Below are 26,256 nucleotides of genomic sequence, written 5' to 3' on the forward strand. Positions count from 1 at the left end.
TCAATGGCGTTAATGATAAAAGCAAGGGTAAGGACATAAAAATGAAGAAAAGTTTATTGGGTGGCGCGGTGGCGCTGGTGCTGGTCAGCCTGACGGGTTGTGCAAATCAGCAGCAGGCGGCGGATCAAAAACTGGCGAGTCAGACGGTGATGGCGGTGGACTGGTTCCAGCAATCCGGCGAATACCGCGCGCTGGCGTACCAGTCGTTTAACAGCGCTCGCGCCGCGTGGGATCAATCCGCTAAACAGGGTAACGCTAAGCGGGCCGTTATCGTCGATCTGGATGAAACCATGCTCGACAATAGCGCCTACAGCGCGTGGCAGGCCAAAAACAACAAAGCGTTTGACGACAAAACCTGGTCCCAGTGGACTCAGGCTCGCCAGGCGCTGGCCGTCCCGGGTGCGGTGGATTTTGCTAACTACGTGAACAGCCACGGCGGCACGATGTTCTATGTGTCCAACCGCGACAGCAAAGACTTTGACGCCACCGTCGCCAACATGAAAGCTCTGGGCTTTACCGGCGTGAGCGACAAAACCGTGCGCCTGAAAACCGACAGCTCCAACAAGCAGGCCCGTTTCGATGCGATCAAAGCCGAAGGCTATGACGTAGTGATGTACATCGGCGACAACCTGAATGACTTTGGCAAAGCGACTTACCACAAGGATCAGTCCCAGCGTCAGCAGTTTGCCAGCGATAACCGCGGCAAGTTTGGCACCCAGTTCATTGTGCTGCCGAACCCAATGTACGGCGACTGGGAAGGTGCTTTAGCGCCAAATTACTACAAGCTGAATACTGCCCAGCAGGCCGAAGCGCGCGAAAACGCACTGCGTACCTGGTCCGGGAAATAAGTTTTCTGGCAACCCCACCCATGCGGTGGGGTTTTTAGAGTGATAGTTAAAGGATGAAACACATTTACTTTATCTATAATCCAGTAGGTAAAGAGCTTGATTGTGGCGACTACTTTTCATATCCGTATAAATTAATTCTGCCCGACAGATACTCGCCCAAATAGACTTCGCTAATTTTATTAAAGCCTTGCTTGATAACTTCATTTTCTAACCAGGCGTTGTCCTTGTTAAGGATTTCGAGCAAATCATGGTTAGCTAAACCATCAACTATAATTGGGTAGCGTATATTCTCATCACCACTTTGTATAATGGTTAATTGCCCATTCTGCTCGAGAACTACTCGCTTCAATTGTTCTATTTCATAAATGCCATTCGCCCTTAACTTGAACATCAAATCATTCGCAGAAACACCATTGCGTAAACACTCCCTAACATTGACACTGCCATTATGTACCAGAGTGATTGGTTTTCCATCAATAATCCTTTTAACTAGCCGATTATTTTCTTTTAAAAACTTAAGGACAAAGACGAGGAAGGTCCATATAATTAACACCAAAACAAACTGCAGTACTGTTATCGATTCATTATAAATTACGCCACCGATAATCCCCCCGAGCACATAGTTTTGAACCTGATCCATTGCGGATGAAGGCGCCAGATTGCCCTTCCCCATGAGATTTATTTGAATAATCAGACACAGTATCCCCAAGCCCAATTTTATCATGATCGGCGTATAAATTATCATTTCTGTTCCTCAGTTTTTTATGATTTCTATGCCTGGGTTTACTAACGACACCTCAACTAAACTATATGTTTTTTGATCCGGGCTTAAATTGACGCGATAGTAAAGATCATTAATTTTAATGATGATGCCATCCGAGAGTTGTACTGAATTTGAAAATATAGAATCCATACCCACTTCTTTTTCTTTTGATAGCAATTTAACAAAGCTCACCATTTGTGATGATTGAGAGTGTATATTTTGACTGTCAGTATAATCTGCATACTGAACACCAGAAATGAAGAGTAAAAATAAAAATACTATAATTGTTAGATCTCGATATTTAGTTTGTAAGCGATGACGCATGTACAGGCTAAAAAAAACGATCAGGATAAATAAAGTACTAAATATAATGATGTATTTTAAATAATCATTAATATTAGACTGCGTTTGTAGATATTCAATGCCATAAAATCTCATATAGTTATAATCCCTAACCCTTAAGACCCCGTTTTTTATTATAGTAACACATTGGCATTTTTCGCCCTAACGGCCGCGAACCGGGCTTTCTCCTCCCTGCCAGTTCACCCCTATCCCCCTTGCTGCTTTCCATGTTGAAAACCTCTTGATCGACATTTAGTCCAGATATAGATTGTTTGTCTAAATCTGACCGCGCTTGAGAGGATACATGGCCCCGAACATTACGCTGCGCAATATCGAACAGGTTCCTGCCCCCGTGGGGCACTATTCCCATACCGCCACTGCAGGCGGTATGGTGTTTATTTCCGGTCAGCTTCCCGTGGCGGCGGGTGGCACGCCTCGCGGCGAAGCGCCCTTCGAAGAACAGGCTCAACTGGTGCTGCAGAATATTGAATCTTGCCTGGCCTGCGCGGGCGTGACAAAACAACATCTTGTCTCCGTACGGGTGTACATCACTGATATCAACCTCTGGCCGCTGTTTAACAGCATTTATGCGGCGTGGATCGGTCAGCATCGCCCTTCTCGCGCGGTGGCCGGCGTGGCACAACTCCATTACGGCGCGGCGCTCGAAATTGAAGCCGTGGCGCTCTCTGAATAAGACAACCGTTTAAAGGTGGCAAAATGAGTGAATTAGTTCTCCCTGTTTATGAAGATGTGGTCGCGGCGGCTCAGCGCATTGTAGGCCATGCCAACCGCACCCCGGTCATGACGTCCCGTACCGTGAATGAAGAGTTTGATGCCGAAGTCTTTTTCAAGTGCGAAAACTACCAGCGAATGGGGGCGTTTAAGTTCCGTGGGGCCATGAACGCTCTCGCTCAGTTTACGCCGGAGCAAAAAAAAGCTGGCGTGGTGGCCTTCTCCTCCGGGAACCACGCTCAGGCGATTGCGCTCTCCGCAAGGCTGCTGGGGATCCCGGCCACCATCGTGATGCCGGAAGATGCCCCGGCGGCTAAAATTGCCGCCACGCGCGAATACGGCGGCAAAGTCATTCTCTATAACCGCTACACCGAAGACCGCCAGCAAATCGGCAAAGATCTGGCTGACAAATATGGCCTGACGCTGATCCCGCCTTACGATCACCCGCACGTCATTGCCGGCCAGGGCACCGCGGCGAAAGAGCTGTTCGACGAAGTTGGCGAGCTGGACGCGCTGTTTGTCTGCCTGGGCGGCGGCGGGTTGATTTCCGGCTGTTCGCTGGCGGCGCGCCATCTTTCCCCCAACTGCAAAGTCTACGGCGTGGAACCGGAAGCCGGGAACGATGCCCAGCAGTCACTCCGGCATCGACAAATTGTGCGGATTGATACGCCCAAAACCATCGCCGACGGCGCACAAACCACCTTCCTCGGGGACTACACCTTCCAGATGATTTGCCAGAACGTGGACGACATTTTCACCGCCACTGATGAAGAGCTGATCGATTCGATGAAGTTTTTCGCCGAGCGGATGAAAATGGTGGTCGAGCCGACGGGCTGCCTTGGCTTTGCCGCCGCGCGCGGAATGAAAGAGAGCCTGCGCGGGAAGCGAATCGGGATTATCATCAGCGGCGGCAACGTCGATATCAGCCGCTACGCTGAGTACCTCGCCGGCCCGCGTTAATTAACAGGAGAAATAGAGTGTCAAAATCAGAAAACAGTGCCCTGCTCGACCAGCTCGAAAACATCGCCCAGGGGTTGAGTGAAACCTTCGCGCCTTTTTGCGAGGTGGTGGTGCACGACCTGACGCAGCCCGAGCACTCTATTCTCTCCATCCACAACAACCTGTCTGGCCGCGAGGTTGGCCAGGGCGCCACGGAAATGGGGCTGGCGCGCATCGCCTCCCCTGATTTCCCGGCGGTGATCGCCAATTATGCCAACCAGTTTGCCGACGGACGCCCGGTGAAAAGCACCTCGATTGGGCTGAAAGATGACGCCGGGAACTATGTCGCCGCCCTTTGCCTCAACCTGGATATGACCTTGTTCAGAGGGATGCAAAGCGCACTCGCCCGCTTCACCGACACCAGCCCCGGCCCGGTGGAAGAACATATTGAACCCGCAGGTTCCGAAGCCATCCGGCTGAGAATCGATCGTTATGCGGCTGGCATAGCCACCACGCCGCGCGCGCTGAAAACTTCAGAAAGAATTGAGCTGTTGCAGACGCTAAAAAAAGAAGGATTACTGGATATCCGTAAGTCGATGGAGACCGTGGCGCAGCATCTGGGCGTTTCCCGCGCATCGGCTTATTTGTATGCAAAACAACAGCCGTCCGTTGACGACACGGCATAATTCAACCGCAGTATTTTTTGTCAGGGTAAACAGATGGGTTCTTTGAAGTGGCTGATAGCACCTCTATTTCAGGAGCCACAGCGCTCCGGTTCTTTGTTTCATCTCTTCGCCGGGCTGCCGGTTGCGGCACTTCTTCTCAGCGTCAGCGGCTGCAGTTCCGCCAGTAATAACGCTTCATCTACCCTGAAGCTGGATCGCCAGCTCAATGAGCAGATTGTGATGTTGCCCGTGCAAATAGAGGGTAAAACCGTTGAGCTGGAAACCACGCTGTATAAGCCTCCGGGTAATGGGCCTTTTCCCCTGCTGTTGATGAACCACGGTAAAAATCCGGGCAATGCGCGCACGCAGCCGCGTTCCCGTCACCTGGAGATTGCCTCAGTATTTGTTCATCGGGGATTTGCGGTCGCGATTCCGATGCGGGAAGGTTTTGCGGCCTCCGGCGGCGACTACCCGAAAGACGGATGCGATGTGCGTCGTCACGCGTTTGATGAAGCAGATGGCGTGGCTGCCGCCCTCAAGGAACTGGTCAAACTGCCCTACGTTGACCGTTCACGCATTGTGATTGCCGGCCAGTCTGACGGCGGGCTGGTGACTATGGCGCTGAGTACGCATCCACTCCCCGGCGTGCTGGGCGTGATTAATTTCTCGGGCGGTCTGCGCCAGCCAAAATGTGAAGGCTGGCAGCAAAATCTGGTACGCACCTATGGCGCGATAGGTAAACAGGCTCGCTACCCGTCGGTTTGGTTCTATGGCGATAACGACCAGCTCTGGCCGCAGCCGATGCCGGAGCAAATGTTTAATGCCTACACCCGCAACGCGGAGGGCGACGCCGGGCATGCCCGAATGATCGATATCGGCACCTTCGGCAAAAACTCCCACGACTTTGCCGACAGCAAAGCGGGCGTGAAGCTCTGGTATCCGCAGGTTAAAACCTTTGTCGAGTCTCTGGGGCTACCGTTCCAGCCTGTCTCTATTTAGGGCCGTGAATCGCTTTTCTTAGCGCGCCGGGCGTTAAGCTATAGCGAAGACGAAACCGACTGATAAAACGGGACAGCGAGGCGTAGCCGACCTGTTCCGCTATTCTCCCCAGGGGCGTATCGGTGGTTTGCACATATTCCATAGCGAGGGAAAGCCGGACGTCCTCCTGGAGCTGACGAAAGCTCTGCCCCTCCGCTTTGATTCGCCGGTTCAGCGTTGAAAGACTCAGGCCAAGCCGCTGGGCAAAGTGTTCCAGAGTATGGGGCTCGGCGGGATCTTCGGCGATGTGGGCCGTTATCTGCTGGCTGAGTGTGGATAACGGCGCTTTGGCTGCAACGCTATAGCCGGCTAGCGCCAGGCGCAGCAGTACCCCTTCTAAATGATAATTCAACAGCGGGGCGGGCTCTCCGGCGGACGCGGCGCGGATCAGCCGCTGCCATGCTTCGTGGATGTCTGGACTAAGCGGCACTGGAGCCGTGGTGGTTATTAGTCTACAGGCCGCAGTGACATCCCTGTAGCGGGCGATAAACTCAGCCAGTGCCGAAGCGGAAAACGAGACAACAAGCGCCTCGTAACCTGTATCATCCGGAATGTGCTGCATGGGAATGTGCTCATGCGGGGCATAAAAGATCAGGCTGTTGCTGCCCGCACTGCATTTCCCGCCGGGCAGATCCATGATCTTTGTGCCCCGGAGCACCAGGCAAAAACCGGGGCGCAAGAAAGTCATATTTCGCAGCGCGTGACGTTGATGGGCATGGTAGCGAGTCAGCTCTATGCCCTTGTCTTGTGGCTTATTTTTTACCGGGAGTACCATACACCGGACGTAGCTCCGTTTTGGCTAATACATGGGCATTAAGCTGATAGCCGACCAGAGCCCCACTGCTTTCGGCAGTCACGGGTAACGTCGGGGTATCCAGAGCCCAGAGAGTAAACAAATACGGGTGTGACTTAAAGCCTGGCGGTGGGCAAGCCCCGCCGAAACTGGCTGAACCGTAGTCGTTGCGTCCCTGTACGGCCCCGGCAGGCAGATTCTGGCCCGACACATTCCCGGCATCTGTTTTCAGCTCGTGAACGTCGGCTGGAATGTTGACCAGCGTCCAGTGCCACCAGCCGCTGACTGACGGCGCAGAGGGATCGTAAACCGTAATGGCGAAGCTGCGGGTACCTTTAGGTGCGCCTTGCCAGGAAAGATCGGGGGAAACGTTGTTCCCGTGGCAGCCAAATGCGTTAAAAACCTGCGCCGGTTTCAGCATCTCGCCGTCGGCAATGGTATGGCTCAGCAGACGAAAGTCGCTGGCCTGTGACTGGGCGGTAAGTAAGAGCGTGCTAACGATAAGTGAAGTGCTAAGACATTTGAACATAACCGTTCTCCTGATGTGTTGAGGAGATGAAGCATAGCCCCGGCAGCGCGGGAACGATGTGCGGCAAAATTCAATGTTTGTGCAGAAAATGTCACGCTCTGTTCTCCGGCGGGAAACGCGAGCTGTAAATCTCCTTCAGCCAGTCGATAAACACCCTCACCCGCGGCGAAAGCTGCCGGTTTTGCGTGTACACCGCGGATACCGCGATGGCCGGGCTTTGCCAGTCAGGCATCACTTCTATCAGCCGACCTTCGCTCAGTGGCTGTTCAACGTGGTAGCGCGGGAGCTGAACCAGCCCGCAGCCTCGTAGCGCACAGATCACGTAATTCTCAGCTTCGTTGACCGTCACCCAGCCTTTCGGCGAATAAGCCCGGCGCTCGTTATCGATAATGAATTCAAAAGGGTAATTCAGGCCGCCTGTCGTCGAGAAAAAGTTCACGCACTGGTGCTGGTCAAGATCGTCCGGGTGCGCAGGCACGCCAAACGCCGCCAGATAATCCGGGCTGGCGCATACCACCTGCGGGAGATCCGCCAGATGACGGGCGACCAGCGAAGAGTCCTGTAATTTACCGGCACGCACCACGCAATCTATCCCCTCGCGGATTAAATCCACCAGCCTGTCGCCGCTGCTTATAATCAGTTCGATATCCGGATAACGGCGATGAAACTCGTCCAGGCGCGGCAGGACGATGTGCGAGGCATGCGTTCCCTGCAGGTCAATACGCAGGATACCGCGAGGCCGGGCCACAACCGGGCGCAGCGCAGCTTCGGCATCATTCAGCTCCGCAAGAATGTACACACAGCGCTGGTAGTACGCTTTCCCATCCTGAGAGGCTCGCACATGCCGGGTGGTGCGCTCCAGCAAGCGGCAGCCCAGTTGGCTCTCCAGCTCTTTAATCGCATTGCTTGCCGTGGCCCTCGGGATACCAAGCTGGTCGGCGGCCTGGCTGAAACTGCCCAGCTCAACAATGCGGGTGAACAGCTGCAAAGTGTCAAATTTATCCATCTGCTATTGTTAATCAAAACGGAATTATCTAATCAAATTAGCACCATTTATCCCGAAATCAAAAACATTAACAATGCACCCACGCCCACTCGGGGCGATTCACTCACCGCATCTGGAGAACAACATGACGACTGCAAAGAAAACTGCCCTGGTGACCGGCGCTTCCCGTGGAATTGGCCGGGCAATTGCCGAAAGACTGGCCCGCGACGGCTTCACCGTCGTTGTGAACTACGCCGGAAATAAAGCCAGCGCCGATGAAACGGTCCAGGCGATTAAAAACAACGGCGGGAACGCCGTGGCGATTCAGGCCGATGTCTCTTCGGAAAGCGATGTCACCCGTCTGTTTGCTGAAGCGAAAGCTCTCCACAACCAGCTGGATGTGGTGGTGCACAGCGCGGGCATTATGCCGATGGTGAAAATTACTCCAGCAGGCCTGGCCGAGTTCGACAAAATCATCAATACAAATCTGCGGGGGGCGTTTATGGTGCTGGCCAACGCCGCAGAGTCTCTGCAGGATGGCGGCCGCATTATCGCCCTTTCAACCAGCGTTATTGCCAAATCATTCCCGGCCTATGGCCCCTACATCGCCTCCAAAGCCGGGGTTGAAGGCCTGGTGCACGTCCTCGCCAACGAACTGCGTGGCCGTAATATCACCGTCAACGCCGTTGCACCGGGGCCAACCGGCACCGACCTGTTCCTGAACGGTAAAACCGAAGAGCAAATTCAGGCCATCGCCAGCCTCGCCCCGCTGGGGCGCATCGGCACGCCAGAGGAAATCGCCAGTATTGTGGCGACATTGGCTGGCCCGGACGGCAGCTGGGTGAATTCTCAGGTGATCCGCGTTAACGGCGGCTTTGCATAAGACTGGCGACCAACAGGAGACAAACATGCAGCAAATTATACTGATAACCGGCGCATCCAGCGGCTTTGGTGCCTTATCCGCGCGCGCCCTCGCCCATGCCGGGCACACCGTTTATGCCAGTATGCGCGATATTTCAGGTCGCAATGCTCCCCAGGTTGAAAGCCTGCAAGAGTATTCGCGGCAACACGGCGTGGATCTTCGCGCCATTGAGCTGGACGTGCAGTCCGAGGCTTCTGCGGAGGCGGCAGTCGCGCATATCATCGCGGAGCAAGGCCGGCTGGACGTCGTGGTGCACAATGCCGGGCATATGTCCTTCGGCCCTGCCGAGGCGTTTCTGCCGGAGCAGTTCAGCCAGCTATTCGACATTAACGTGCTGGGCACCCAGCGGGTTAATCGGGCGGCACTGCCTTATCTGCGTCAGCAGAGAAAAGGTTTGTTGCTGTGGGTCGGAAGTAGCAGCACTCGGGGCGGCACTCCGCCTTATCTGGCACCCTATTTTGCCGCCAAAGCCGCGATGGACGCCGTGGCCGTCAGCTATGCCGCCGAACTGAGCCGCTGGGGTATTGAAAGCTCGATTCTGGTGCCGGGGGCTTTTACCAAAGGCACCAATCACTTCCTGCATTCCAGCAAGCCTGCGGACAGCAAACGTGAGCTGGCCTGGACCCAAACTGGCCCAACCGCTGGACTGGAAGATGAAGCGCTGAAAGGCCTGGCGGCCTGTGAACCAGAGGATGCCGATGTTACCGATGTCGCGGCGGCGATGGTGGATATTGTGAATGCGCCGTATGGCAAACGCCCGTTCCGCGTGCACGTTGATCCCTCTGATGACGGGGCCGAAGTGGTCAACGCCGTGGCCGACCGTATCCGCAAGGAGTTTTTGCAGCGTATTGGTTTAGGCGACCTGCTGACTCCCCGACAGTAAATCCCCAGCCTGCGGCTTATCTCGCAAAGTTAAGCCGCAGGCCATTTCCTGGAGTGTTTTATGCGAACATTGTTATTTCTGCTGAGCGGTTTTTTGCTCGCCAGCGGCTGTTACCTGCTTATCCGCCTGTTTAGCCCGGACTACCCGCCGGCTCAGGCAATTATCGCCCGAGGCTTTGCGGTACTGTGGTGCCTGATTGCGGCGGTAAATATGCTGATCGGCGTAATTAAAGTAGGCTATGGCTGGGGCGAAGAACTGACCATTTTTGTCGTTATTTTCGCCCTGCCGGTGGTGCCGCTTTTGTGGATTGTTGAGCACTAATAGGGGGGCGGCCCATTCCTCGTTAAGCCTATTGCTTAGGCAAAAATTGCCTGGCTGCTTTGAGCGAGATGCTGACGTTAAAGGCTGCTAAAGTGAAGAGTGACTAGCCCTGTGTTTTAAGTTCGAAGGGTTCAGATATTGCCCACCGGGAAGCAAAATGTTCCTGATACTGAGACACGATGTGAAGCATATTTTTAATAACGATGACATTCTCGCTGTTATCGTACTCTGCTGATTTTGCATAATTAAATGAACCTGTTTCTACAGTTGAACCATCAACAATCATCATCTTATCGTGCTGAATATGGTAATGCCCATCAATGCGCAGCTCCACTCCATGGCGAGTAATGTCGCGCATTGCCGCCAGTGATGTACTGCCTCTATTTCGACGTTTATCGATAACGACTTGTACTCTAACGCCTCGCAGTTGGGCTGCATCTAGTGCAGCAGCAATATCGTGGGCCTGAAATGCATATGCAACCATTTCGATAGAGGAGTGCGCTGAATTGATGGTATTTAGCACGAGCTGTTGTGCGCTACCTTCCGGAGAAAATCCCACCTCTATTGAAGGGGCTGCAGAAGCTGAACCAGTAATAATGAGCAGTAAAAAGGCCAATTGTTTCATAGCGGCTGTTCCCAATGAGTCTTCGATAACGTTCAGGAGTCCTCATTACCGGGTCTACTGCTGCAGGAATGAGGACATCGATAATACTCCTGACGTCCGCATTTGGCACGGAGCGGACAGCCTTGCTCGGTTTTGCCTGAGAACGTCAACCCACCAGCCCGCTAACAAAGTCCAGAAATGCCCGGGTTTTCGCCGGCACATGATGCCGGGAGGGGTAATACGCATAGAGCGGGAATCGATGATCTGACCATTCGGGGAACAGCGGCACCAGCCGCCCAGAAGCGATGTATTCCTCACTGCCCAGCTCGAATATTTGCACAACGCCCAGCCCCGCAAGACAGGTACTGAATGCGGTTTCCGCATCATTCACCGTTAACAGGCCGCGCGGCTGGATCATCAGTTTCTTTTTCCCCTGATGAAATTCCCAGCTGAAAGGCTTCCCCGTCAGCGGCTCGCGGAACAATACGCAGCGGTGCGGCTCCTGCTCCAGTTCCTGCGGTGTTTCAGGCCGCCCAAAACGCTGCACGTATTCAGGCGAGGCCATGGCAAATACTCGCGTGTCGAACAGCTTTCTGGCTATCAGCGATGAGGACTGAGGGTGACCAAAGCGCAGCGCCAGATCGAAGCCGTCAGAAATAAGGTCCCCCAGTTCGTCCCGGCTGCGCAGCTCGATTTCAAGCTCAGGGTGCTTATCCATAAACGCGCCGAGGCGTGGCCCTAAAACCTGGCTGGCAAACAGCGGATCAACATTCACCCTCAGTCTGCCGCGAATGCTCTGCCCGTCCCCTGCCGCGCCGCCGGTGACTTCGGCCAGGGCGCCAATCAGCGGCATAACCTGCTCGTAGAACGCCCGCCCCTCATCGGTCAGCCGCACTGAACGCGTGGTGCGGTCAAACACGCGAATACCGAGCCGCTTTTCCAGGCGTGCAATCGCCCGGCTGACACCCGACTGCGACATATCGAGAATTTCGGCGGCAGCGCCAAAGCTTAGCGTATCCACTACCGCCGCCATCACGTCCACACCTTCCAGCAGTTGCGAACTAAATGCTCTCATTATTGATTCTCAGTCATAGGTGATATGCCTTTCATGCTATCGCATTCTGACCTGTACGACGCCACAATTTGCTCGTCATCTCGACCTGTTCACATTTTCAGGATGGTTTTATGCATTCAAGCAGTACAAATATCGCTGCGCCGCAGGGCGCACACGTTTCCCGGGCCCGCAGCATCGCGGCGGTGATGGCGCTGAGCCTGGGCTGTTTCACTTTTGTCAGTACCGAACTGATGCCGGTGGGAGTGTTGCCGGGCATGGCTGCCGGGCTAAACGTTTCCCTCGGCGTGGCAGGTTATCTGGTCACAATCTTTGCCTTCATGGTGGCCCTCACCGCCGCGCCGCTAACCGGGTTACTGGGGCATATTAACCGCAAAACGCTGATGGCTGGGCTGCTGGCGGCCTGCTTTGCCGGCAACCTGATTACCTGGCTGGCGTCTGATTATTTTGTTGTCTTTGTGGGGCGTATTCTGGTGGCCGCGGCTATCGGCGTATTTTGGTCCACGGCGGTGGTGACCGCCGTGCATCTGGTGGCAGCACGTAACGCCGTGCGGGCAACGTCCATTGTTTTTGGGGGCGTTTCGCTGGCAACGGTGCTCGGGGTCCCGGCGGGCACGATGCTGGGCGATTTTTACGGCTGGCGGGCGGTATTTGCCGCTCTGTGCCTCTTGTGCCTGGTGGTTTTCACGCTTATCGCCTGGTCCGTTCCCGCGGTACGAATCGCTAAATCCGCCAGACGCGGCGCTATTTCCGCGGTGTTTAAAAACAGAGCATTGCTGGCTATTCTTGGCATCACCGCGCTGGTGGTGACCGGCAACTTCCTGGCCTATACCTACATTACGCCATTCCTTGAGCAAATGGCCCGCCAGAGCAGCTCGCAAATCAGTATGTTGTTGCTGGTTTACGGTGCGGCAGGCGTTGTCACCAACTTTGCGGTGGGGCCTTTTGCCGCCCGGGCGCCGCGAACCAGTCTGGGCGTGGTGGCCGCGCTGTTTACCGCCAGCCTCGCTTTTCTTAATGCGGCGACCGTCAACCATACCACAATTTTTATCGCTATCGCCCTGTGGGGTGCAGCTTATGGGGCTCTGCCGGTGTTGCTGCAAACCCTGGTGTTCAAAGAGGCATCCACGCTTGAAGGCGGCCCGGATGCGGCAACCTCGGTCAACGTGTCGGTGTTTAACGCGGCAATTGGCTTCGGCTCACTGGTCGGCGGCGTGCTGATAAACCTGACCGGGCCTCGCCCTATTCCCTACGTGGCCGCCGCTTTTGCGCTGGCCGGGCTGTTGGCGGTGATAGTGACCCGTGAAAGCAAATCCCGTGGTGGCTGATGGCCTTTTTACAACACCTGGCCAATCATGATTTTATGGCCTTCTGGCGTCGCGACGAGAAATTCGCGCATCCCGTGTGGACGGCTGGCCGGTGGTTGTAAAATGATGGCACCACGCCGGGTAAACTCGGCGTAGAGTGCATCCACGTCATCAACATGCAGATAGCCGAAATAACTGTGATCCCCAAGGAAAGCTGGGGCCAGCGCCTGCGGGCAATGGCCCAGCATCACCTTCACTGTCCCTCGCACCGCTAATTGCCAGCCGTTCGTGCCAGGCCATTCAAGGGTAAAGCCTAACGTATCGCGGAAATAACCTGCAGTGTCATCAAGGTTGTTTACCGCCAGCACAAAGGCAAAAGGCGTAATATTATTAGTCATTTACAATCTCTTCAGGCTGAAAAATTCAGTGTAGAGCCGTTCATCATGCATCGCAAGAACGCCCTGTTTGTCATTTTTTTGTCATTTGTACGTCAGCACTTTGTTGGCGCCCGGGAACTACATTGGTCCTGACCCCCTTGTTGAATCCTGAGGATAGATCATGAAATTACGCCATCTCTCTGCTCTCGCCACCCTTGTGCTGGCGTCTCTTGGTACCACGGCGGCCTATGCCGACACCGCATCTGCTACACAGGAAGTGAAAAATATCGTGCTGGTGCACGGCCTGTTTGCCGATGGATCGAGCTGGGGCAAAGTTATTCCCCTGCTGCAGGCCAAAGGTCTGCACGTCACGGCGGTACAGAACCCGACGACCTCTTTAGATAACGATGTTGCCGCGGTAAAACGCGCGCTGGCGCAGCAAAACGGCCCGGTGATTCTGGTGGCACACTCCTACGGCGGGATGGTGATTAGCCAGGCGGGCGATGAGCCAGAAGTCAAAGGCCTGGTGTATATCGCCGCCCGCGCCCCGGAAGCGGGTGAAGATTACCCGGCGCTCACCAAAAAATACCCGGCGGCACCGGCTTCCGCTGGCCTTAAATGGAACGACAACGGCTACGGCGCGCTGAGCGAGTCGGCATTTATCCACGATTTCGCCGGCGACCTGCCGGAAAGCGAGGCCAAAGCCTATTACGCGGTGCAGCAGCCAATGGGCAAAGCCATCACCATGGCGAAAACCACGGTTGCCGCCTGGCATGACAAGCCGACCTGGTACGCGGTATCGACCGAAGATCGCACGATCAACCCGGATCTGGAGCGGTTTATGGCGAAGCGCATGCACGCGCAAACCATCGAGCTAAAATCCAGCCACGTTTCGCTGATTTCCCAGCCTGAAGCGGTGGCTAATCTGATCATGAAAGCAGCGCACGTGCCTGGCTACTGAGGTTCACGCCTCTTATAATGACGAGACTGGGGCGGTCTCCACGCCCTTTTCTCTCTTTTCGACGGGATCCGCTGCTTGAAAATCCTCATTATTGAAGACGAAGCGAAAACCGCCGCCTACCTGGTGAGCGGACTGAACGAAGCGGGCTATACCGCAGACTGGGCGGCTAACGGCATTGACGGCCTGCATCTGGCCCGGGAAGAAAATTATGACCTGATTCTGCTGGACGTCATGCTGCCGGAAATGAACGGCTGGACGGTAATGGAGCGTTTACGCGCCCACAGCCAGACGCCGGTGCTGTTTCTGAGCGCGCGCGGCACGCTGGAGGACCGTTTACGCGGGCTTGGCCTGGGGGCCGATGAATACCTCGTCAAGCCTTTCTCCTTTGCCGAACTGTTGGCAAGGATCCGCATTATTTTACGCCGCGGCCAGCCGCAGGCCGAAGCCGAAGAAGTGCTGACGATGGCCGATCTGCTGGTGGATGTCGCCAAGTTTCGCTGCGAGCGCGAAGGCAAGCGCATCACGCTGACCAATAAAGAGTTCAAGCTGCTGGTGTGCTTTCTCCAGCATCCGGGGCAAGTTCTGTCGCGAACGTTTCTGGCTTCCCGCGTGTGGGACATGAATTTCGACAGCGACACTAACGTGGTGGACGTCGCGGTGCGCAGGCTGCGGCAAAAAGTGGACGACCCCTTCCCGGTGCGGCTAATCCATACCGTGCATGGCGTGGGCTACCGCTGCGAGCCAGAGTCATGAAGCGTACTTCGCTAACCTTCCGCCTTGCCGTGTTGCTGGCCGCCTTTTCCTTTGTGGCGTTTACCGTCATGGGCAGCGCGCTCTATTACGCCCTGCGCCAGCAGCTTTCTATCCGTGATGACGCGGCGCTGGTTTCCCGCGTGGACCAGATCAGTACGCTGCTGCGGGATCTGGATGCGCGGCAGTTGATCCGCGAAAAGCCCCATTTGTTTGCCAATATGCTGGGCAATACGGAATCCCTGCTGGTGATCCGCTATGTGGGCGGTGCCACATTGCTGGAAGTTAACCCCATGCAGCGCGCGCTTCCCACCGTGACGCCGGTTGCCGCCAATCAGCGGCTGACGCTTGAGGCCGTACATCACGCCAATAATGCGGACGGCACGCCGATGGTTTACATGGCGGCAATTAGCCCCTCGGCCAATAATTTACCGCCGCTGGAGATTGTGTCGGCGCGGGTGCTGAGCGACAGAACCCATATTCTCGAAGAGTATCGCAACAAGATTATCCTCTTTGCCTCGATGATGGCGGCCATCTCGGTCGTGCTGGCGGTGATCTTTGCCCGACGTGGCATTTCGCCTTTGCGTCGTCTGGCCGATCGCACGGCGACTATTGGCACCCAAACGCTCTCGTCGAGGCTGGATAAGCAGGATGTGCCGATGGAGCTTGATGCGCTGATTGACCAAATCAACGCGATGCTCGAGCGGCTGGAACGCGGGTTCCAGCAGTTAAAACAGGTCAGTGCCGATATGGCCCATGACCTGCGCACGCCGATAACCACCCTGCTCGGCCAGACAGAAGTTGGCCTCGGCGCGGCGAGGGACAACGCCTATTACCAGCGACTGTTGGGCTCAAACTTTGAAGAGCTGCAGCGTATGTCGCGGATGATAGACAACATGCTGTTTCTGGCCCAGGCGGAACAGCCTGACCAGGAGATCCAGCGGCGTGATATTGACATTGTTGAAGAGACTCACCGCCTCGGTGAGTATTTTGAGGATCTGGCCGCCGAGCGTGAGTTGACGATTCAAACGCACGCCAGCGGCACGGTCAATGCGGATGCCCTGTTGCTGCGCCGGGCGCTGGCGAACCTGCTGTCTAACGCGGTGCGCTATGCCGAGCCCGGCAGCGAGATTGAGATTGCTTCCAGGCCTGAAGCGGAAGGTATGTCCATCGTGGTGATGAACCGTGGGGAGACCATTTCTCCGGCGCACCAGGAAAGGCTTTTCGACCGGTTCTACCGGGCCGACCCTTCCCGCAACGACTCGGCGCACTCCAGCGGACTTGGCTTATCCATCGTGCATTCCATCATGCAGTTGCACAAGGGGCGCTGCTGGGTGGAAAGCCAGGCCGGGGTGACCCGCTTTGGTTTATGGTTCCCTGACCGAAACTAGCCAAACGCCTCAGGCTTTTTTGTCTGCGGCCAACAGTCCAAAAAGCGCTGAGTCAGAAATCACGCCGTTGATTTCCCAACGCTGCCGCAGCAGCCCTTCCTGAGCAAAGCCCAGCTTTTGCAGGGCGGCTGCAGAAGCCTGGTTGCCAGGATCAATTTCAGCTTCGATGCGACGCAGATGAAGCACCTTAAAGGCATAGCTAATCAGCGCCTCGGCGGCTTCGTTAACCAGTCCCTTCCCCCAGTGCTCGCGCCCCAGACCAAACCCAATCTCGGCGCGGCGGGAATGAAAGTCAAAGCTGAAAAGCATACATTTTCCCGCCAGCTGGCCCGACTGTTTATCCCGGATGCACAGCGTCAGCGCAGAACGGTCCTGCATCTCTGCCGTTCTGCGGTCGATAAAACGCAGAGCATCGTCAAGGGAGCACCAGGGCGCAGTGTTCCAGTATTTCATCACCTGTGGATCGGAAAAAATGCTGAGCAGTGCCGGGGCATCTTCCGGTGAGGGTGGCGAAAGTATCAGGCGCGGAGTTTCAATCATTACCTTGAACGGCGAGGCGTGTTCAGCCTGCTCTTTATCAGCAAGAAGCGTTCCGGCCGGGTAGCAAAAAGTTTGCATAACGTTATTTCCCTATAGCGATGGTGGCAGGCTGTTTGTTATGAATGCCGACGTAATATTTTGGCCGGAAGATAGCGCTGCATCGGCGTGGGCGACTGCCCGTCAATCAGCTTGCTGATCAGGTCATAGCAATGAAAAGCCAGCTGGCGGTTATCCTGCTGAATGGTGTCGATGCGCACCGACAGCGTGTCATACAGGTAGTGGTCGTCAAAGCTGGCCAGGTGAATGTCGCTCTCCAGCAGGTTGTGCTGGCTCATGTAGCGCAGCACGCCCTCAAGCAGGCCGCAGGCGGCGGTAAACAGCGCTTTGGGCGGACGTCCAAGCTGCGCGCACAGTGCAGCAAAGGACTCATAGCCCGAGCTCGGATGATAGTTGCCGTGAATGATCCACTCCGGGCGCAGCGTGACGCCCGCCTGAGCCAGGCCCTGGGTAAACCCTTCCAGCCGATCCCGCGTGGGGGAAAGCCTCGGCTGGCCGCCTAAAAAGTAGAATTCATCCGCATGCTGGCGGGCAATCGGGGCGATCAGTTCGGCGGTAGGCTGCACGGAGTCGGTGGCAACCAGCGGCAGCGCGGTGTCGTTCATGTGCCGGTCAAACAGCACCACCGGCAGTTGCTCACTCAGTTTGTGGTAATCCACAGCTGTCAGCATGCTGGAGGCGACAATCAGGCCGTCAACCTGGCGCGCAATCATGTTGCTGACCACCATGTTTTCCTGGCCCGGATTTTCGTCGGTGCAGGAGATAAGTAGCTGAACGCCCGCTTCACGGCAGAGCATTTCCAGTTCGTGGGAGAAAACGGCGAACCCGTAGTTGGTGATTTCCGGGACCACAAGCCCAATGGTATGGCTGCGGTCATCCCGCAGCGAGCGAGCGTGAATGCTCGGCTGGTAGTGCTGCTGTTGCGCAATCGTCATGATGCGTTCGCGGGTGGACTGGGCTACCCTCAGCTCTTTGCCCCGGCCATTGAGGACCAGGCTGGCGGTCGCCTTTGAGACGCCCGCCAGTTCGGCAATATCTTTAATCGTGACGCGTTTGGTTTTTTTCACAGCGCAACCGTGGCAATGAGTCGAAAACCCTCATTGTATCATGCAGGAACGCAGCGGCCAGTAGCGCAACGTGACCGCCGACTCGCCGTTGAAAGAGAGCCGCTCCGAAGGATGCGGGAAATAGCGGCTGCTCATCACGCCTTCCCCCTGATTGATGAAGATCTCAACGCTTGAGCTGTCGCAGAGGATCTGCAGCGAGGCAACCGCGCCATGCCAGTAACGGTGAAGCGGCTCGCCCGTCGCCAGGCTCGGACGCTGAAGCGTAATGCCCTGCCCGGTAACGTCCAGCGTCAGGCCGCCGCCAAAGCGGAGACTGAAGCGACCCGTGGCCTCTATCTGGAGTTCCAGGCGCGTTGCATCCAGCGCCGGAGCCAGGCTGGCTGGCCCTTGCCAGCGCTGTTCTTCTTCGCGCAGCAGAGCCAGTTCCGCTATCGGGTTTTGATAAAGCTTGCCGTTGTTAAGCGTAAGCTCCCGCAGGCAGGTCATCTGGTGGATCCAGCCCTGTTCACGGGTTGGCTGCAGCATCTCCTCGCCGTCCGGCACGCCCATCCAGCCGACGAGCAAACGCCGCCCGTCCGGCGCCAGCGCCGTTTGCGGGGCATAGAATTCAAAGCCTGCATCCAGTTCGTTCAAGTCGCCGTGGCTGAATGTCGCCGTGGCGTAATCAAAGTCGCCAACCAGATACGCCGCAGGGTAAACGTTCAGAAAGCGTTCATTTTGACGGGCCAGCCCCTGCGGACAGCAGAGCAGCACATGTTTACCGTCAAGAGGGAAAAGATCGGGGCATTCCCACATATAGCCTGCGTCAGCCAGCCCGTGGACGCCGTTCCCGGCAATTTCGCCTCTGTTTTCCCAGTCGCGCATATTCGGCGAAGAAAACAGCAATACCTTGCCCCGCTTGTGAAGATCCTGCGCGCCCAGCACCATGTACCAGACGCCCTCGTGCTGCCAGACCTTCGGGTCCCGCACATGCCCGGTGTAGCCCGCAGGCAGCGGTAAAACTGGACCCATTTTGTCAAAGCCACCGGCGCTGTTTTCCACCGCAAGGCATTGCCAGGCCGTGCGGCTGCCGTCGTCAAACTTAACGTTGCCGGTGTAGCACAGCGTCAGTCTGCCTTCGAGGTCAACGGCGCTGCCGGAGTAGCAGCCGCTGCGGTCGTATTCTTCATCCGGCATCAGCGCCAGCGGCTCGTGTCGCCACTGCACTAAATCAGCCGAACTCCAGTGGCCCCAGCACTTGTATTTATGGTCCGCCGCCAGCGGGTTCCACTGATAAAACAGGTGCCAGCGCCCGGCAAACCAGGTAAATCCGTTCGGATCGTTCATCAACCCGGTCACCGGGGCGTGATGCCACTGCGGATAGTGTTTATCCTGCAGGGCCCTGGGCTGGCCTGTCATCACGGCCTGCAAAATGGCCGGTAAACGGGAAGCAAGCGTCATGCTTCAGACTCCGCTTTGTATTTCAGTAACAGGGAGAGGATGAACGCCACGCCAAAAGCGATAACCATCCCGATGATGTAGTTCACCAGCGAACTGGCCTGCACAATAGCCATGCCCGGCAGCGCGGTTAAGCCGACCGCCGTCATGTACACATGCACGGAAACCACCCAGGCCCCGCCCGTTGCGCCGCCCACTAGCGCCGCAATAAAGGGTTTAACAAACCTGAGGTTGATCCCGAAAATCGCCGCTTCGGTAATGCCCAGCATGGCAGAAAACGCCGAAGGCAGCGTAATTGCTTTGATTTTCGCATCCCGGGTTTTAAACCATACCGCCAGGCAGGCTCCGCCCTGCGCGACGTTTGCCATTGCCCAGATAGGCAGCAGGAAATTAACGCCGATGGCCGGATTGCCAAGCAGCCCGGCCTCAATAGCGTGGAAGCTGTGGTGAATACCCGTGATCACAATAACGGAATACAGCCCGCCAAAAAGCAGCCCGGCGAGCCAGCCCGCGTGGGCAATAAGCGTGCTGAGCACGAATGAGATGCCGTCCCCCAGCGCGCGCCCGGCCGGGCCGATAATCAGCAGCGCGATAAAGCCGGAAATGATGACCGTCAGGAACGGCGTCAGGATAAGATCCAGCGCATCCGGGAGCACCCGGCGCAGCTGTTTCTCCACCAGACTCATAAACCACACCGCCAGCAGCACAGGGAAAACCGTCCCCTGGTAGCCAATCATCGCTACTTCCAGCCCAAAGAAGTTCATGGTGTGGAACCCGGCCGCCACGCCCCAGGCGTTGGTTAACGCCGGATGGGTTAAAATTCCGCCCAACGTCGCGCCCAGGTAGGGGTTGCCGCCGAACTCACGGGCGGCGGTGAAACCAATCAGGATAGGCAGAATAATAAACGCCGCCGAGCTGCACATATCCAGCATGATATAGAGCGCGTTATCCGGGCTGACCCAGCCGTAGGTTTTCACCATCCCGAGCAGCCCCATCAGCAAACCTGAGGCCACAATGGCAGGAATGATTGGCACAAAGATGTTCGACAGCAGACGGGCAATGCGCTGGAACGGATTCAGCTTTTTAGCCGCAAGATCTGCGGCTTCGGACTTGCTTGACTCTGCAATGCCTGCGGCCTGAATAAAGGCAGCATACACTTTATTCACTACGCCAGTGCCAAAGATGATTTGCATCTGCCCTGCGTTGCGAAAACACCCTTTCACGCCGTCGACTTTGCCAATCGCCTGTTGGTCTGCCAGCGCATCATCCACCAGAACCAACCGCAGCCTCGTTGCGCAGTGGGCCGCGCTGGCGATATTGTCTTTGCCGCCCAGCAGAGGAATCAGCTCTCTGGCAATGTGATTGAAATCCATAGTCACCTCTAAACGCTTTCTTGTTATGTCGTGGCACTCCCGCCGCAGCGGGAGGCCAGTTCGTTAAAACCAGGTTTCCATCTGAACGCCAAAGTTCCATTCCCCACCGGCGTTAAAGCCGCTGCTGCCGAAGGCGTCATTGCTCGCGTATTTGTCCAATTTGCTGCTCCAGTCCATCCAGGTAGCAAACAGGCGCAGTTCCGGGCGGCTGAAGAAGTCGCCGATGCTGCCGGCCTTCAGCGTTGGGGCAAAGGTCAGCTTGTAGAAGCTGCCGTTGACCGCATTACGGTCTTTGTAGCCTTCTGGCCGCAGATCCATGTACTGATAGCTGCCCTCGAACGCCAGAGCAAAGTTCTGGGTGACTTCTTTGATAAGCCGCGCGTTGACCGTGGCCCATTCATAGCTGTCTCCCTTCACGTAGCGATCTTTACTGCTTTGCGCCAGCAGCGCCGGAGCAATATGCCAGCCGCCGCCAATCGGCGTCACGCCAAAGCTGGCAAAGCGCCAGGTATTCGCCTCCGACAGCAGCGCACCGTCCGACCCGATCCCTTTTACTTCGGCGCCAAGACCGTGGCCGTAGAGCAGCGCGGTTTTAGCGCTGCCTTCGCGCAGGCCGTAGAAGCTGTCGTTATGCAGCCCTACCAGAGTATGCACGCCGGTATTGGCGGCTTCTTTTTGAATCAAATCGCCATTGGCATCTTTTCGGTCGTCGTTATCCTTTGCCCGAAGCCCGGTGACCATCAGCTGGAACGGCCCGGCAAAGTGATTCATGGTCAGCATATAGTTCTGGACGGTGTTGCCGGTGTCTTCGAGGTTGCCAAAATTGCGGCCATAGACCGCAAAGTTGCTGCGCAGCCCGTCGTTCCATTTCACGTCATACACGCCGCCGCCGGTGCCGGCGAGAAACACCACGTCGGAGTCCAGCCAGTGAATGTCGAAATTGTCACGATCGAAGCGCTTGCCTGCCCACCAGGTACTGCCTTTCAGCGGGCCCTCAAAGCCGGGGAGATTCCCCAGTTCCGCGAAGGCCTGGCGAATATTCAGGTCGCTGCTGTCCGCCGACCAGTCGTTATAGGTCTTTTGCCCGTCCGCGAGCATAGCTTTAAAGCGGGTGGTGGTGCCATTGTCCAGCGTCTGGCGGTGCTCCAGATTCAGCTCAACGTAGGTATCGGCCTCGTTACCCAGTCGCCCTACTGCCCCCCCGGTTTCCCCGGCGGGCGTTAAGTAAGGGCCGCTTTTACTGCTGGATGCAGAATCATTCATTAACAGGCCGGAACGCGCGTAGCCGTGGAATTCAAAACCAGTTTGCTTATCTGCTTTTGATTCCAGTCGGGCGGTACGGTCGGCCACCGCCTGAGTGGTTGCCTGAGTTTGCTGTTGTTGAGTGGCGAGCAGTTGCGCTTTGCTTTCGGCGGCGCTGGCGCGTTGTTCTGCGGCCTTCGCCCTGCTTTCTGCATCCTGTAAGCGCTGCTCCATCGCGGCAAGGCGTGATTCTATGCTGTTTAAATCCGTGGCGGCCTGCGCGGACGCCGTGCCAATCAGCAAGGCTATCATCACTGCCAGTTTATTTTTCTTATACATGTTCGTCGTATCCCTGAGAGGCTAATGTCATTTGTTTAGCTAAACCGGTTTAGTTGAAAAAGGGTAACCAGGGCGAAATACCGAAGGCAACGAATTTTGCTAAACTGATTTAGTAAATGTGACAGGCACGACAATCAGAATATATTTTTACCGTATTACAGCGATTGCTCGACCTCTTCCCGGTGAGGCAGCGCGGTCATCGCGCCTTTCGCCGTTGTCGCCAGCGCCCCGCAAAGCTGCGCCTGAGCGATAATCCCGGCCAGGGCTTCTTCGCTGTCGGGTAAGCCCTGGGTCGCCAGGCCGCTGAGCAGCCCGGCAACAAAAGCATCGCCTGCCCCGGTGGTATCCACACAGACCACGGGCCGGGCATCAAAGTGGTAGATCTGACCGTGGTAATACACCAGCACGCCTTCCTTGCCCTGAGTGACCAGCAGAAGTCGCAGAGCAAAGCGGCTGACCAGCTTTTTGATGCCCTCATGGAGATGGGTTTTCCCGCTGATAAAAATCAGCTCTTCGACGGAGAGTTTCACCACATCGGCCAGCAGCAGCGCCCTCGTCAGGCAAGCCTGCAGCTCTGCAACGTCATGCCAAAGATCGGGACGGATATTAGGGTCAAAGCTGACCTGGCCCCCGGCTTTTTTTATCTGCTCCATGGCGGAGAACGTCGTGCTCCGGCTGGGTTCCGCGCTTAAGGCTATCGAGCAGACATGCAGCCACTGACCGTGGCTGAAGGACGGAATATCATCGTATTCAAGGAATAAATCCGCACTGGGGCGAACCATAAAGGTGAACGTGCGTTCGCCGTGTTCATCCAGATCTACCACCACCGTGGAGGTTCTCTGGTTGGCATCCAGCCGCATAAATTCGGTGTTTACTCTTTCTTCCTGCAGCGTGCGTCGCATAAAGCGACCAAAGGGATCGTCCCCCACGCGGCCAATAAATCCGCTGCTGCCGCCGAGGCGCGCAATCCCGACGGCAACATTGGCCGGTGCCCCGCCAGGGCATTGCAGTAACCGGCCATTGCCGTCCGGAAGCAGATCGACGACGGCATCGCCCAGAACCCAAACTTGTACGCTCATGGTGTCTCCATTCGTAAGCTAAATATTGCTAAACTGGTTTAGCTATTTAAACACACTCACGGAACGCGCTGAAACAAAATTCCTGCCGATTTGAGGACTTGTGTAACCAAAGTTCTTGGCCTGGCGGTGTCGGATGCAAAATCGCTGTGCCATAATATTGCGCGAAAACTTACCGAATGAGCCTTACTGGCAAGACGTTACGTCGAAAAAAGAGTATGCACATGGACATCAAACCAAAAAAACATCGCTCGCTTTACATCCCTTACGCCGGACCCGTTTTACTTGAATTCCCCCTGTTAAATAAAGGCAGCGCTTTCAGCATCGAAGAGCGCCGCAATTTCAACCTGCTCGGCCTGCTGCCGGAAGTGGTTGAAACCATCGAAGAGCAGGCGGAACGTGCCTGGATTCAGTACCAGGGCTTCAAAACCGAAATCGACAAGCACATCTACCTGCGCAACATCCAGGACACCAACGAAACGCTGTTCTACCGCCTGGTTGAAAATCATCTGGAAGAGATGATGCCGGTGATTTACACCCCCACCGTGGGGGCCGCCTGTGAGCGCTTCTCAGAAATCTACCGCCGCTCTCGCGGGGTGTTCATCAACTACGAAAATCGTCACCACATGGACGATATTCTGCAGAACGTGCCGAACCACAACATCAAAGTGATCGTGGTGACCGACGGCGAACGTATTCTCGGCCTGGGCGACCAGGGCATCGGCGGGATGGGCATTCCTATCGGGAAGCTATCGCTGTACACCGCCTGTGGCGGCATCAGCCCGGCCTACACCCTGCCGGTGGTGCTGGACGTCGGCACCAACAACCAGCAGCTGCTGAACGACCCGCTGTATATGGGCTCTCGCCATCCGCGCATTACCGGCGACGACTACTACGAGTTTGTGGACGAGTTTATCCAGGCCGTGCGCCACCGCTGGCCGGACGTGCTGCTGCAGTTCGAAGACTTCGCGCAGAAAAACGCCATGCCGCTGCTGACCCGTTACCGCGACGAGATCTGCTCGTTTAATGATGATATTCAGGGCACCGCCGCTGTGACCGTCGGGACGCTGATCGCCGCCAGCCGTGCGGCAGGCAGTCAGCTTAACCAGCAGAAAATCGTCTTCCTGGGCGCAGGCTCCGCGGGCTGCGGCATCGCCGAGCAGATCATTGCCCAGATGCAGCGCGAAGGGCTGAGCGAAGAAGCCGCCCGTGGCAACGTGTTCATGGTTGACCGTTTTGGCCTGCTCACCGACAACATGCCTAACCTGCTCTCCTTCCAGACCAAACTGGTGCAGAGCCGCGAAAGCCTGGCGGAGTGGGATCTGGAAAACGAAGCGATTTCCCTGCTGGACGTGGTGCGTAACGCGAAGCCAAACATTCTTATCGGCGTTTCCGGCCAGACCGGCCTGTTCACCGAAGAGATCATTCGCGAAATGCACAAGCACTGCGCTCGCCCAATTGTGATGCCGCTGTCTAACCCGACTTCCCGCGTGGAAGCCACGCCGCAGGACATCATCACCTGGACCGATGGCGCCGCGCTGGTGGCCACCGGCAGTCCGTTTGATCCGGTGACCTGGAAAGATAAAACGTACCCTATCGCCCAGTGCAACAACGCCTATATTTTCCCTGGCATTGGCCTCGGGGTGATTGCCTCCGGCGCGTCGCGCATTACCGACGAAATGCTGATGGCGGCGAGCGAGTCGCTGGCTCAGCATTCTCCGCTGCTGAACAATGGAGAAGGCATGGTGCTGCCAGAGCTGAAGGACATTCAGAAAGTGTCCCGCGCTATCGCCTTTGCCGTGGCAAAGATTGCCCAGCAGCAAGGCGTAGCGGTAGTGACCTCCGCTGAAGCCCTGAAGCAGGCCATCGACGACAACTTCTGGCTGCCGGAATACCGCGACTATCGCCGGACTTCCATCTAACGAAGCCATTGTGGTACATGTTCAAACCCGCCTTTCGGCGGGTTTTTTATTTTCAGTTTCGCGCCTTAAGAAAGTCCAAAAAAGCGCGGAAAGCGGCGGACGGATGCTTGCGATTCGGGAAATAGAGGTGAAAACCCGGCAGCTCCGGCAGCCAGTCATCCAGGACGGAAATCAGTTTCCCGCTCTGAAGGTGTGGTTCGGCCATCTCCCGCAGCACATAGGCCAGGCCCACGCCGTTAAGCGCCATGTCGAGAGCAATATCCAGGTCGTCCACAACCACGGGGCCACTCACAACGACCTCCTCACGGCTTTCAGCTTGTTCAAAATACCAGCCAAAAGCTTTCCCGCTGGGGTAACGGAATTGAATGCATTTGTGTTCAGTTAACCGCTGTGGCTCTGCCGGGATCCCATGCTGAGCAAAATATGCCGGCGTGGCGACAACCGCGTAGCGTACCGGCGGACCGACAGGAATAGCTTTCATATCCTTCTCTATAACCCGGTTCAGCCTCACGCCTGCATCAAGCTGCGCCTTCACGATATCGACCAGCCGGTCATCCATCTGCACTTCAACCTGAATATCAGGATACTGACGGGTAAAGTCGGCAATCAGCGGCGCAAGCTGAAGCCTGCCGCCCTGGCGTACAACATTGAGCCGAATAATGCCCATCGGCGTCTCGCGATAAAGGTTGAGTTCGTCGAGCGTGAGGCTGATGTCATCAAAAGCCGGGGCAACCTTCTCATGCAGTTTTCTTCCCGCCTCGGTGAGCGACACGCTGCGCGTCGTCCGGTTGAACAGCCTGACTTTAAGCCGCTCCTCCAGTTGGCGAATGGAATGGCTTACGGCCGAGGGCGTTAGCCCAACCTCTTCCGCCGCCTGACGAAAACTGCGGTACTTCGCCACGATCACGAAATAGCTGAAATCCACCAGCTTTATGCTCATTAGTGAATATTCCTCACTTCCCCAAGAAAATTCATGATCTT

At 56.2% G+C, this 26,256-nt stretch carries 28 protein-coding genes; 13 read left to right on the forward strand and 15 right to left on the reverse strand.

Annotation, left to right across the window (positions count from 1 at the left end; translation table 11 throughout):
- Positions 1-41: 41 nt before the first annotated feature.
- Complete coding sequence (locus AAIE02_RS07050; protein WP_336818680.1) at positions 42-848, forward strand: 5'-nucleotidase, lipoprotein e(P4) family; 807 nt, start codon at positions 42-44, stop codon at positions 846-848.
- A 109-nt stretch (positions 849-957) separates the two neighbouring features.
- Here AAIE02_RS07050 and AAIE02_RS07055 read toward each other — a convergent pair whose 3' ends face one another.
- Positions 958-1,593, reverse strand: coding sequence for a DUF421 domain-containing protein (locus AAIE02_RS07055; RefSeq protein ID WP_008458933.1), 636 nt, complete (start codon positions 1,591-1,593; stop codon positions 958-960).
- A 9-nt stretch (positions 1,594-1,602) separates the two neighbouring features.
- Positions 1,603-2,049, reverse strand: coding sequence for a DUF3290 domain-containing protein (locus AAIE02_RS07060; protein WP_008458932.1), 447 nt, complete (start codon positions 2,047-2,049; stop codon positions 1,603-1,605).
- 208 nt (positions 2,050-2,257) lie between these two features.
- Between AAIE02_RS07060 and AAIE02_RS07065 the strand changes: the two genes are divergently transcribed.
- From AAIE02_RS07065 to AAIE02_RS07080, 4 genes are read left to right on the forward strand one after another with little or no spacing between them, the layout of a single operon-like run.
- A complete protein-coding gene (locus tag AAIE02_RS07065; protein WP_498532240.1) occupies positions 2,258-2,647 on the forward strand; it encodes a RidA family protein in 390 nt (129 codons plus the stop codon).
- A gap of 23 nt (positions 2,648-2,670) precedes the next feature.
- Positions 2,671-3,645 carry a threo-3-hydroxy-L-aspartate ammonia-lyase gene (locus AAIE02_RS07070; protein ID WP_498532241.1) on the forward strand — a complete coding sequence of 325 codons (975 nt, stop codon included), beginning with the start codon at positions 2,671-2,673 and terminating at the stop codon, positions 3,643-3,645.
- 17 nt (positions 3,646-3,662) lie between these two features.
- Positions 3,663-4,310: a helix-turn-helix transcriptional regulator gene (locus AAIE02_RS07075; RefSeq protein WP_498532242.1), complete on the forward strand. Its 648-nt coding sequence runs from the start codon at positions 3,663-3,665 to the stop codon at positions 4,308-4,310.
- Positions 4,311-4,343: 33 nt separating this feature from the next.
- Complete coding sequence (locus AAIE02_RS07080) at positions 4,344-5,288, forward strand: dienelactone hydrolase family protein (protein ID WP_498532243.1); 945 nt, start codon at positions 4,344-4,346, stop codon at positions 5,286-5,288.
- Here the strand turns inward: AAIE02_RS07080 and AAIE02_RS07085 are convergent.
- From AAIE02_RS07085 to AAIE02_RS07095, 3 genes are all read right to left on the reverse strand, one after another.
- On the reverse strand, positions 5,281-6,102 hold the full coding sequence (locus tag AAIE02_RS07085) for a helix-turn-helix transcriptional regulator (protein ID WP_498532244.1): 822 nt from the start codon (positions 6,100-6,102) through the stop codon (positions 5,281-5,283). The genes AAIE02_RS07080 and AAIE02_RS07085 overlap by 8 nt on opposite strands.
- A complete protein-coding gene (locus AAIE02_RS07090; protein ID WP_498532245.1) occupies positions 6,080-6,649 on the reverse strand; it encodes a YbhB/YbcL family Raf kinase inhibitor-like protein in 570 nt (189 codons plus the stop codon). The genes AAIE02_RS07085 and AAIE02_RS07090 overlap by 23 nt, the downstream gene beginning before the upstream one ends.
- A gap of 91 nt (positions 6,650-6,740) precedes the next feature.
- Positions 6,741-7,655, reverse strand: a complete 915-nt coding sequence (locus AAIE02_RS07095) for a LysR family transcriptional regulator (protein ID WP_498532246.1) — start codon at positions 7,653-7,655, stop codon at positions 6,741-6,743.
- Positions 7,656-7,779: 124 nt separating this feature from the next.
- On the opposite strand from AAIE02_RS07095, the gene AAIE02_RS07100 reads away from it, so the two are divergent.
- Genes AAIE02_RS07100 through AAIE02_RS07110 form a run of 3 tightly spaced genes read left to right on the forward strand, consistent with a single transcriptional unit; the run spans position 7,780 to position 9,760 of the window.
- Positions 7,780-8,517: an SDR family oxidoreductase gene (locus AAIE02_RS07100; RefSeq protein WP_008458914.1), complete on the forward strand. Its 738-nt coding sequence runs from the start codon at positions 7,780-7,782 to the stop codon at positions 8,515-8,517.
- A gap of 25 nt (positions 8,518-8,542) precedes the next feature.
- Positions 8,543-9,439 (forward strand): SDR family oxidoreductase, encoded by an 897-nt coding sequence (locus tag AAIE02_RS07105; RefSeq protein WP_498532247.1) that lies wholly within the window; start codon positions 8,543-8,545, stop codon positions 9,437-9,439.
- Positions 9,440-9,499: 60 nt separating this feature from the next.
- Positions 9,500-9,760, forward strand: coding sequence for a hypothetical protein (locus tag AAIE02_RS07110; RefSeq protein WP_166992454.1), 261 nt, complete (start codon positions 9,500-9,502; stop codon positions 9,758-9,760).
- Positions 9,761-9,863: 103 nt separating this feature from the next.
- Here AAIE02_RS07110 and AAIE02_RS07115 read toward each other — a convergent pair whose 3' ends face one another.
- Positions 9,864-10,385: a phospholipase D family nuclease gene (locus AAIE02_RS07115; protein WP_498532248.1), complete on the reverse strand. Its 522-nt coding sequence runs from the start codon at positions 10,383-10,385 to the stop codon at positions 9,864-9,866.
- A 145-nt stretch (positions 10,386-10,530) separates the two neighbouring features.
- Positions 10,531-11,439: a LysR family transcriptional regulator gene (locus tag AAIE02_RS07120; protein ID WP_498532249.1), complete on the reverse strand. Its 909-nt coding sequence runs from the start codon at positions 11,437-11,439 to the stop codon at positions 10,531-10,533.
- A 110-nt stretch (positions 11,440-11,549) separates the two neighbouring features.
- On the opposite strand from AAIE02_RS07120, the gene AAIE02_RS07125 reads away from it, so the two are divergent.
- On the forward strand, positions 11,550-12,764 hold the full coding sequence (locus AAIE02_RS07125; RefSeq protein WP_498532250.1) for an MFS transporter: 1,215 nt from the start codon (positions 11,550-11,552) through the stop codon (positions 12,762-12,764).
- 8 nt (positions 12,765-12,772) lie between these two features.
- Here the strand turns inward: AAIE02_RS07125 and AAIE02_RS07130 are convergent, their stop codons facing one another.
- On the reverse strand, positions 12,773-13,141 hold the full coding sequence (locus AAIE02_RS07130) for a VOC family protein (protein WP_498532251.1): 369 nt from the start codon (positions 13,139-13,141) through the stop codon (positions 12,773-12,775).
- A 160-nt stretch (positions 13,142-13,301) separates the two neighbouring features.
- Between AAIE02_RS07130 and AAIE02_RS07135 the strand changes: the two genes are divergently transcribed.
- The 3 genes from AAIE02_RS07135 (at position 13,302) to AAIE02_RS07145 (ending at position 16,222) form a co-directional block, all read left to right on the forward strand.
- Positions 13,302-14,081 carry an alpha/beta fold hydrolase gene (locus AAIE02_RS07135; RefSeq protein ID WP_498532252.1) on the forward strand — a complete coding sequence of 260 codons (780 nt, stop codon included), beginning with the start codon at positions 13,302-13,304 and terminating at the stop codon, positions 14,079-14,081.
- 75 nt (positions 14,082-14,156) lie between these two features.
- Positions 14,157-14,834, forward strand: coding sequence for a heavy metal response regulator transcription factor (locus AAIE02_RS07140; protein WP_008458900.1), 678 nt, complete (start codon positions 14,157-14,159; stop codon positions 14,832-14,834).
- Positions 14,831-16,222, forward strand: a complete 1,392-nt coding sequence (locus AAIE02_RS07145) for a heavy metal sensor histidine kinase (protein WP_498532253.1) — start codon at positions 14,831-14,833, stop codon at positions 16,220-16,222. The genes AAIE02_RS07140 and AAIE02_RS07145 overlap by 4 nt, the downstream gene beginning before the upstream one ends.
- 9 nt (positions 16,223-16,231) lie before the next feature.
- Here the strand turns inward: AAIE02_RS07145 and AAIE02_RS07150 are convergent, their stop codons facing one another.
- The 6 genes from AAIE02_RS07150 to cscK form a co-directional block, all read right to left on the reverse strand.
- Positions 16,232-16,840 (reverse strand): GNAT family N-acetyltransferase, encoded by a 609-nt coding sequence (locus AAIE02_RS07150; RefSeq protein ID WP_336707141.1) that lies wholly within the window; start codon positions 16,838-16,840, stop codon positions 16,232-16,234.
- A gap of 38 nt (positions 16,841-16,878) precedes the next feature.
- Positions 16,879-17,886, reverse strand: coding sequence for a LacI family DNA-binding transcriptional regulator (locus AAIE02_RS07155; protein ID WP_498532254.1), 1,008 nt, complete (start codon positions 17,884-17,886; stop codon positions 16,879-16,881).
- 30 nt (positions 17,887-17,916) lie between these two features.
- Complete coding sequence (locus AAIE02_RS07160) at positions 17,917-19,326, reverse strand: sucrose-6-phosphate hydrolase (protein WP_498532255.1); 1,410 nt, start codon at positions 19,324-19,326, stop codon at positions 17,917-17,919.
- Entirely contained in the window at positions 19,323-20,696 is a 1,374-nt protein-coding gene (locus AAIE02_RS07165; RefSeq protein ID WP_498532256.1) for a sucrose-specific PTS transporter subunit IIBC, read from the reverse strand. The genes AAIE02_RS07160 and AAIE02_RS07165 overlap by 4 nt, the downstream gene beginning before the upstream one ends.
- 63 nt (positions 20,697-20,759) lie before the next feature.
- The gene (locus AAIE02_RS07170; RefSeq protein ID WP_336707148.1) at positions 20,760-22,277 is read right to left on the reverse strand and encodes a carbohydrate porin; all 1,518 of its coding nucleotides are present in this window, start codon (positions 22,275-22,277) and stop codon (positions 20,760-20,762) included.
- Positions 22,278-22,432: 155 nt separating this feature from the next.
- Positions 22,433-23,356, reverse strand: coding sequence for a fructokinase (gene cscK, locus AAIE02_RS07175; protein WP_498532257.1), 924 nt, complete (start codon positions 23,354-23,356; stop codon positions 22,433-22,435).
- A 221-nt stretch (positions 23,357-23,577) separates the two neighbouring features.
- Between cscK and AAIE02_RS07180 the strand changes: the two genes are divergently transcribed.
- Complete coding sequence (locus tag AAIE02_RS07180) at positions 23,578-25,275, forward strand: NAD-dependent malic enzyme (protein ID WP_166863902.1); 1,698 nt, start codon at positions 23,578-23,580, stop codon at positions 25,273-25,275.
- Between the two features lie 52 nt (positions 25,276-25,327).
- Here the strand turns inward: AAIE02_RS07180 and AAIE02_RS07185 are convergent, their stop codons facing one another.
- A complete protein-coding gene (locus AAIE02_RS07185) occupies positions 25,328-26,215 on the reverse strand; it encodes a LysR family transcriptional regulator (protein ID WP_498532258.1) in 888 nt (295 codons plus the stop codon).
- Positions 26,216-26,256 lie beyond the last annotated feature (41 nt).

This window comes from Cedecea sp. Ae19-4, assembly GCF_059801165.1.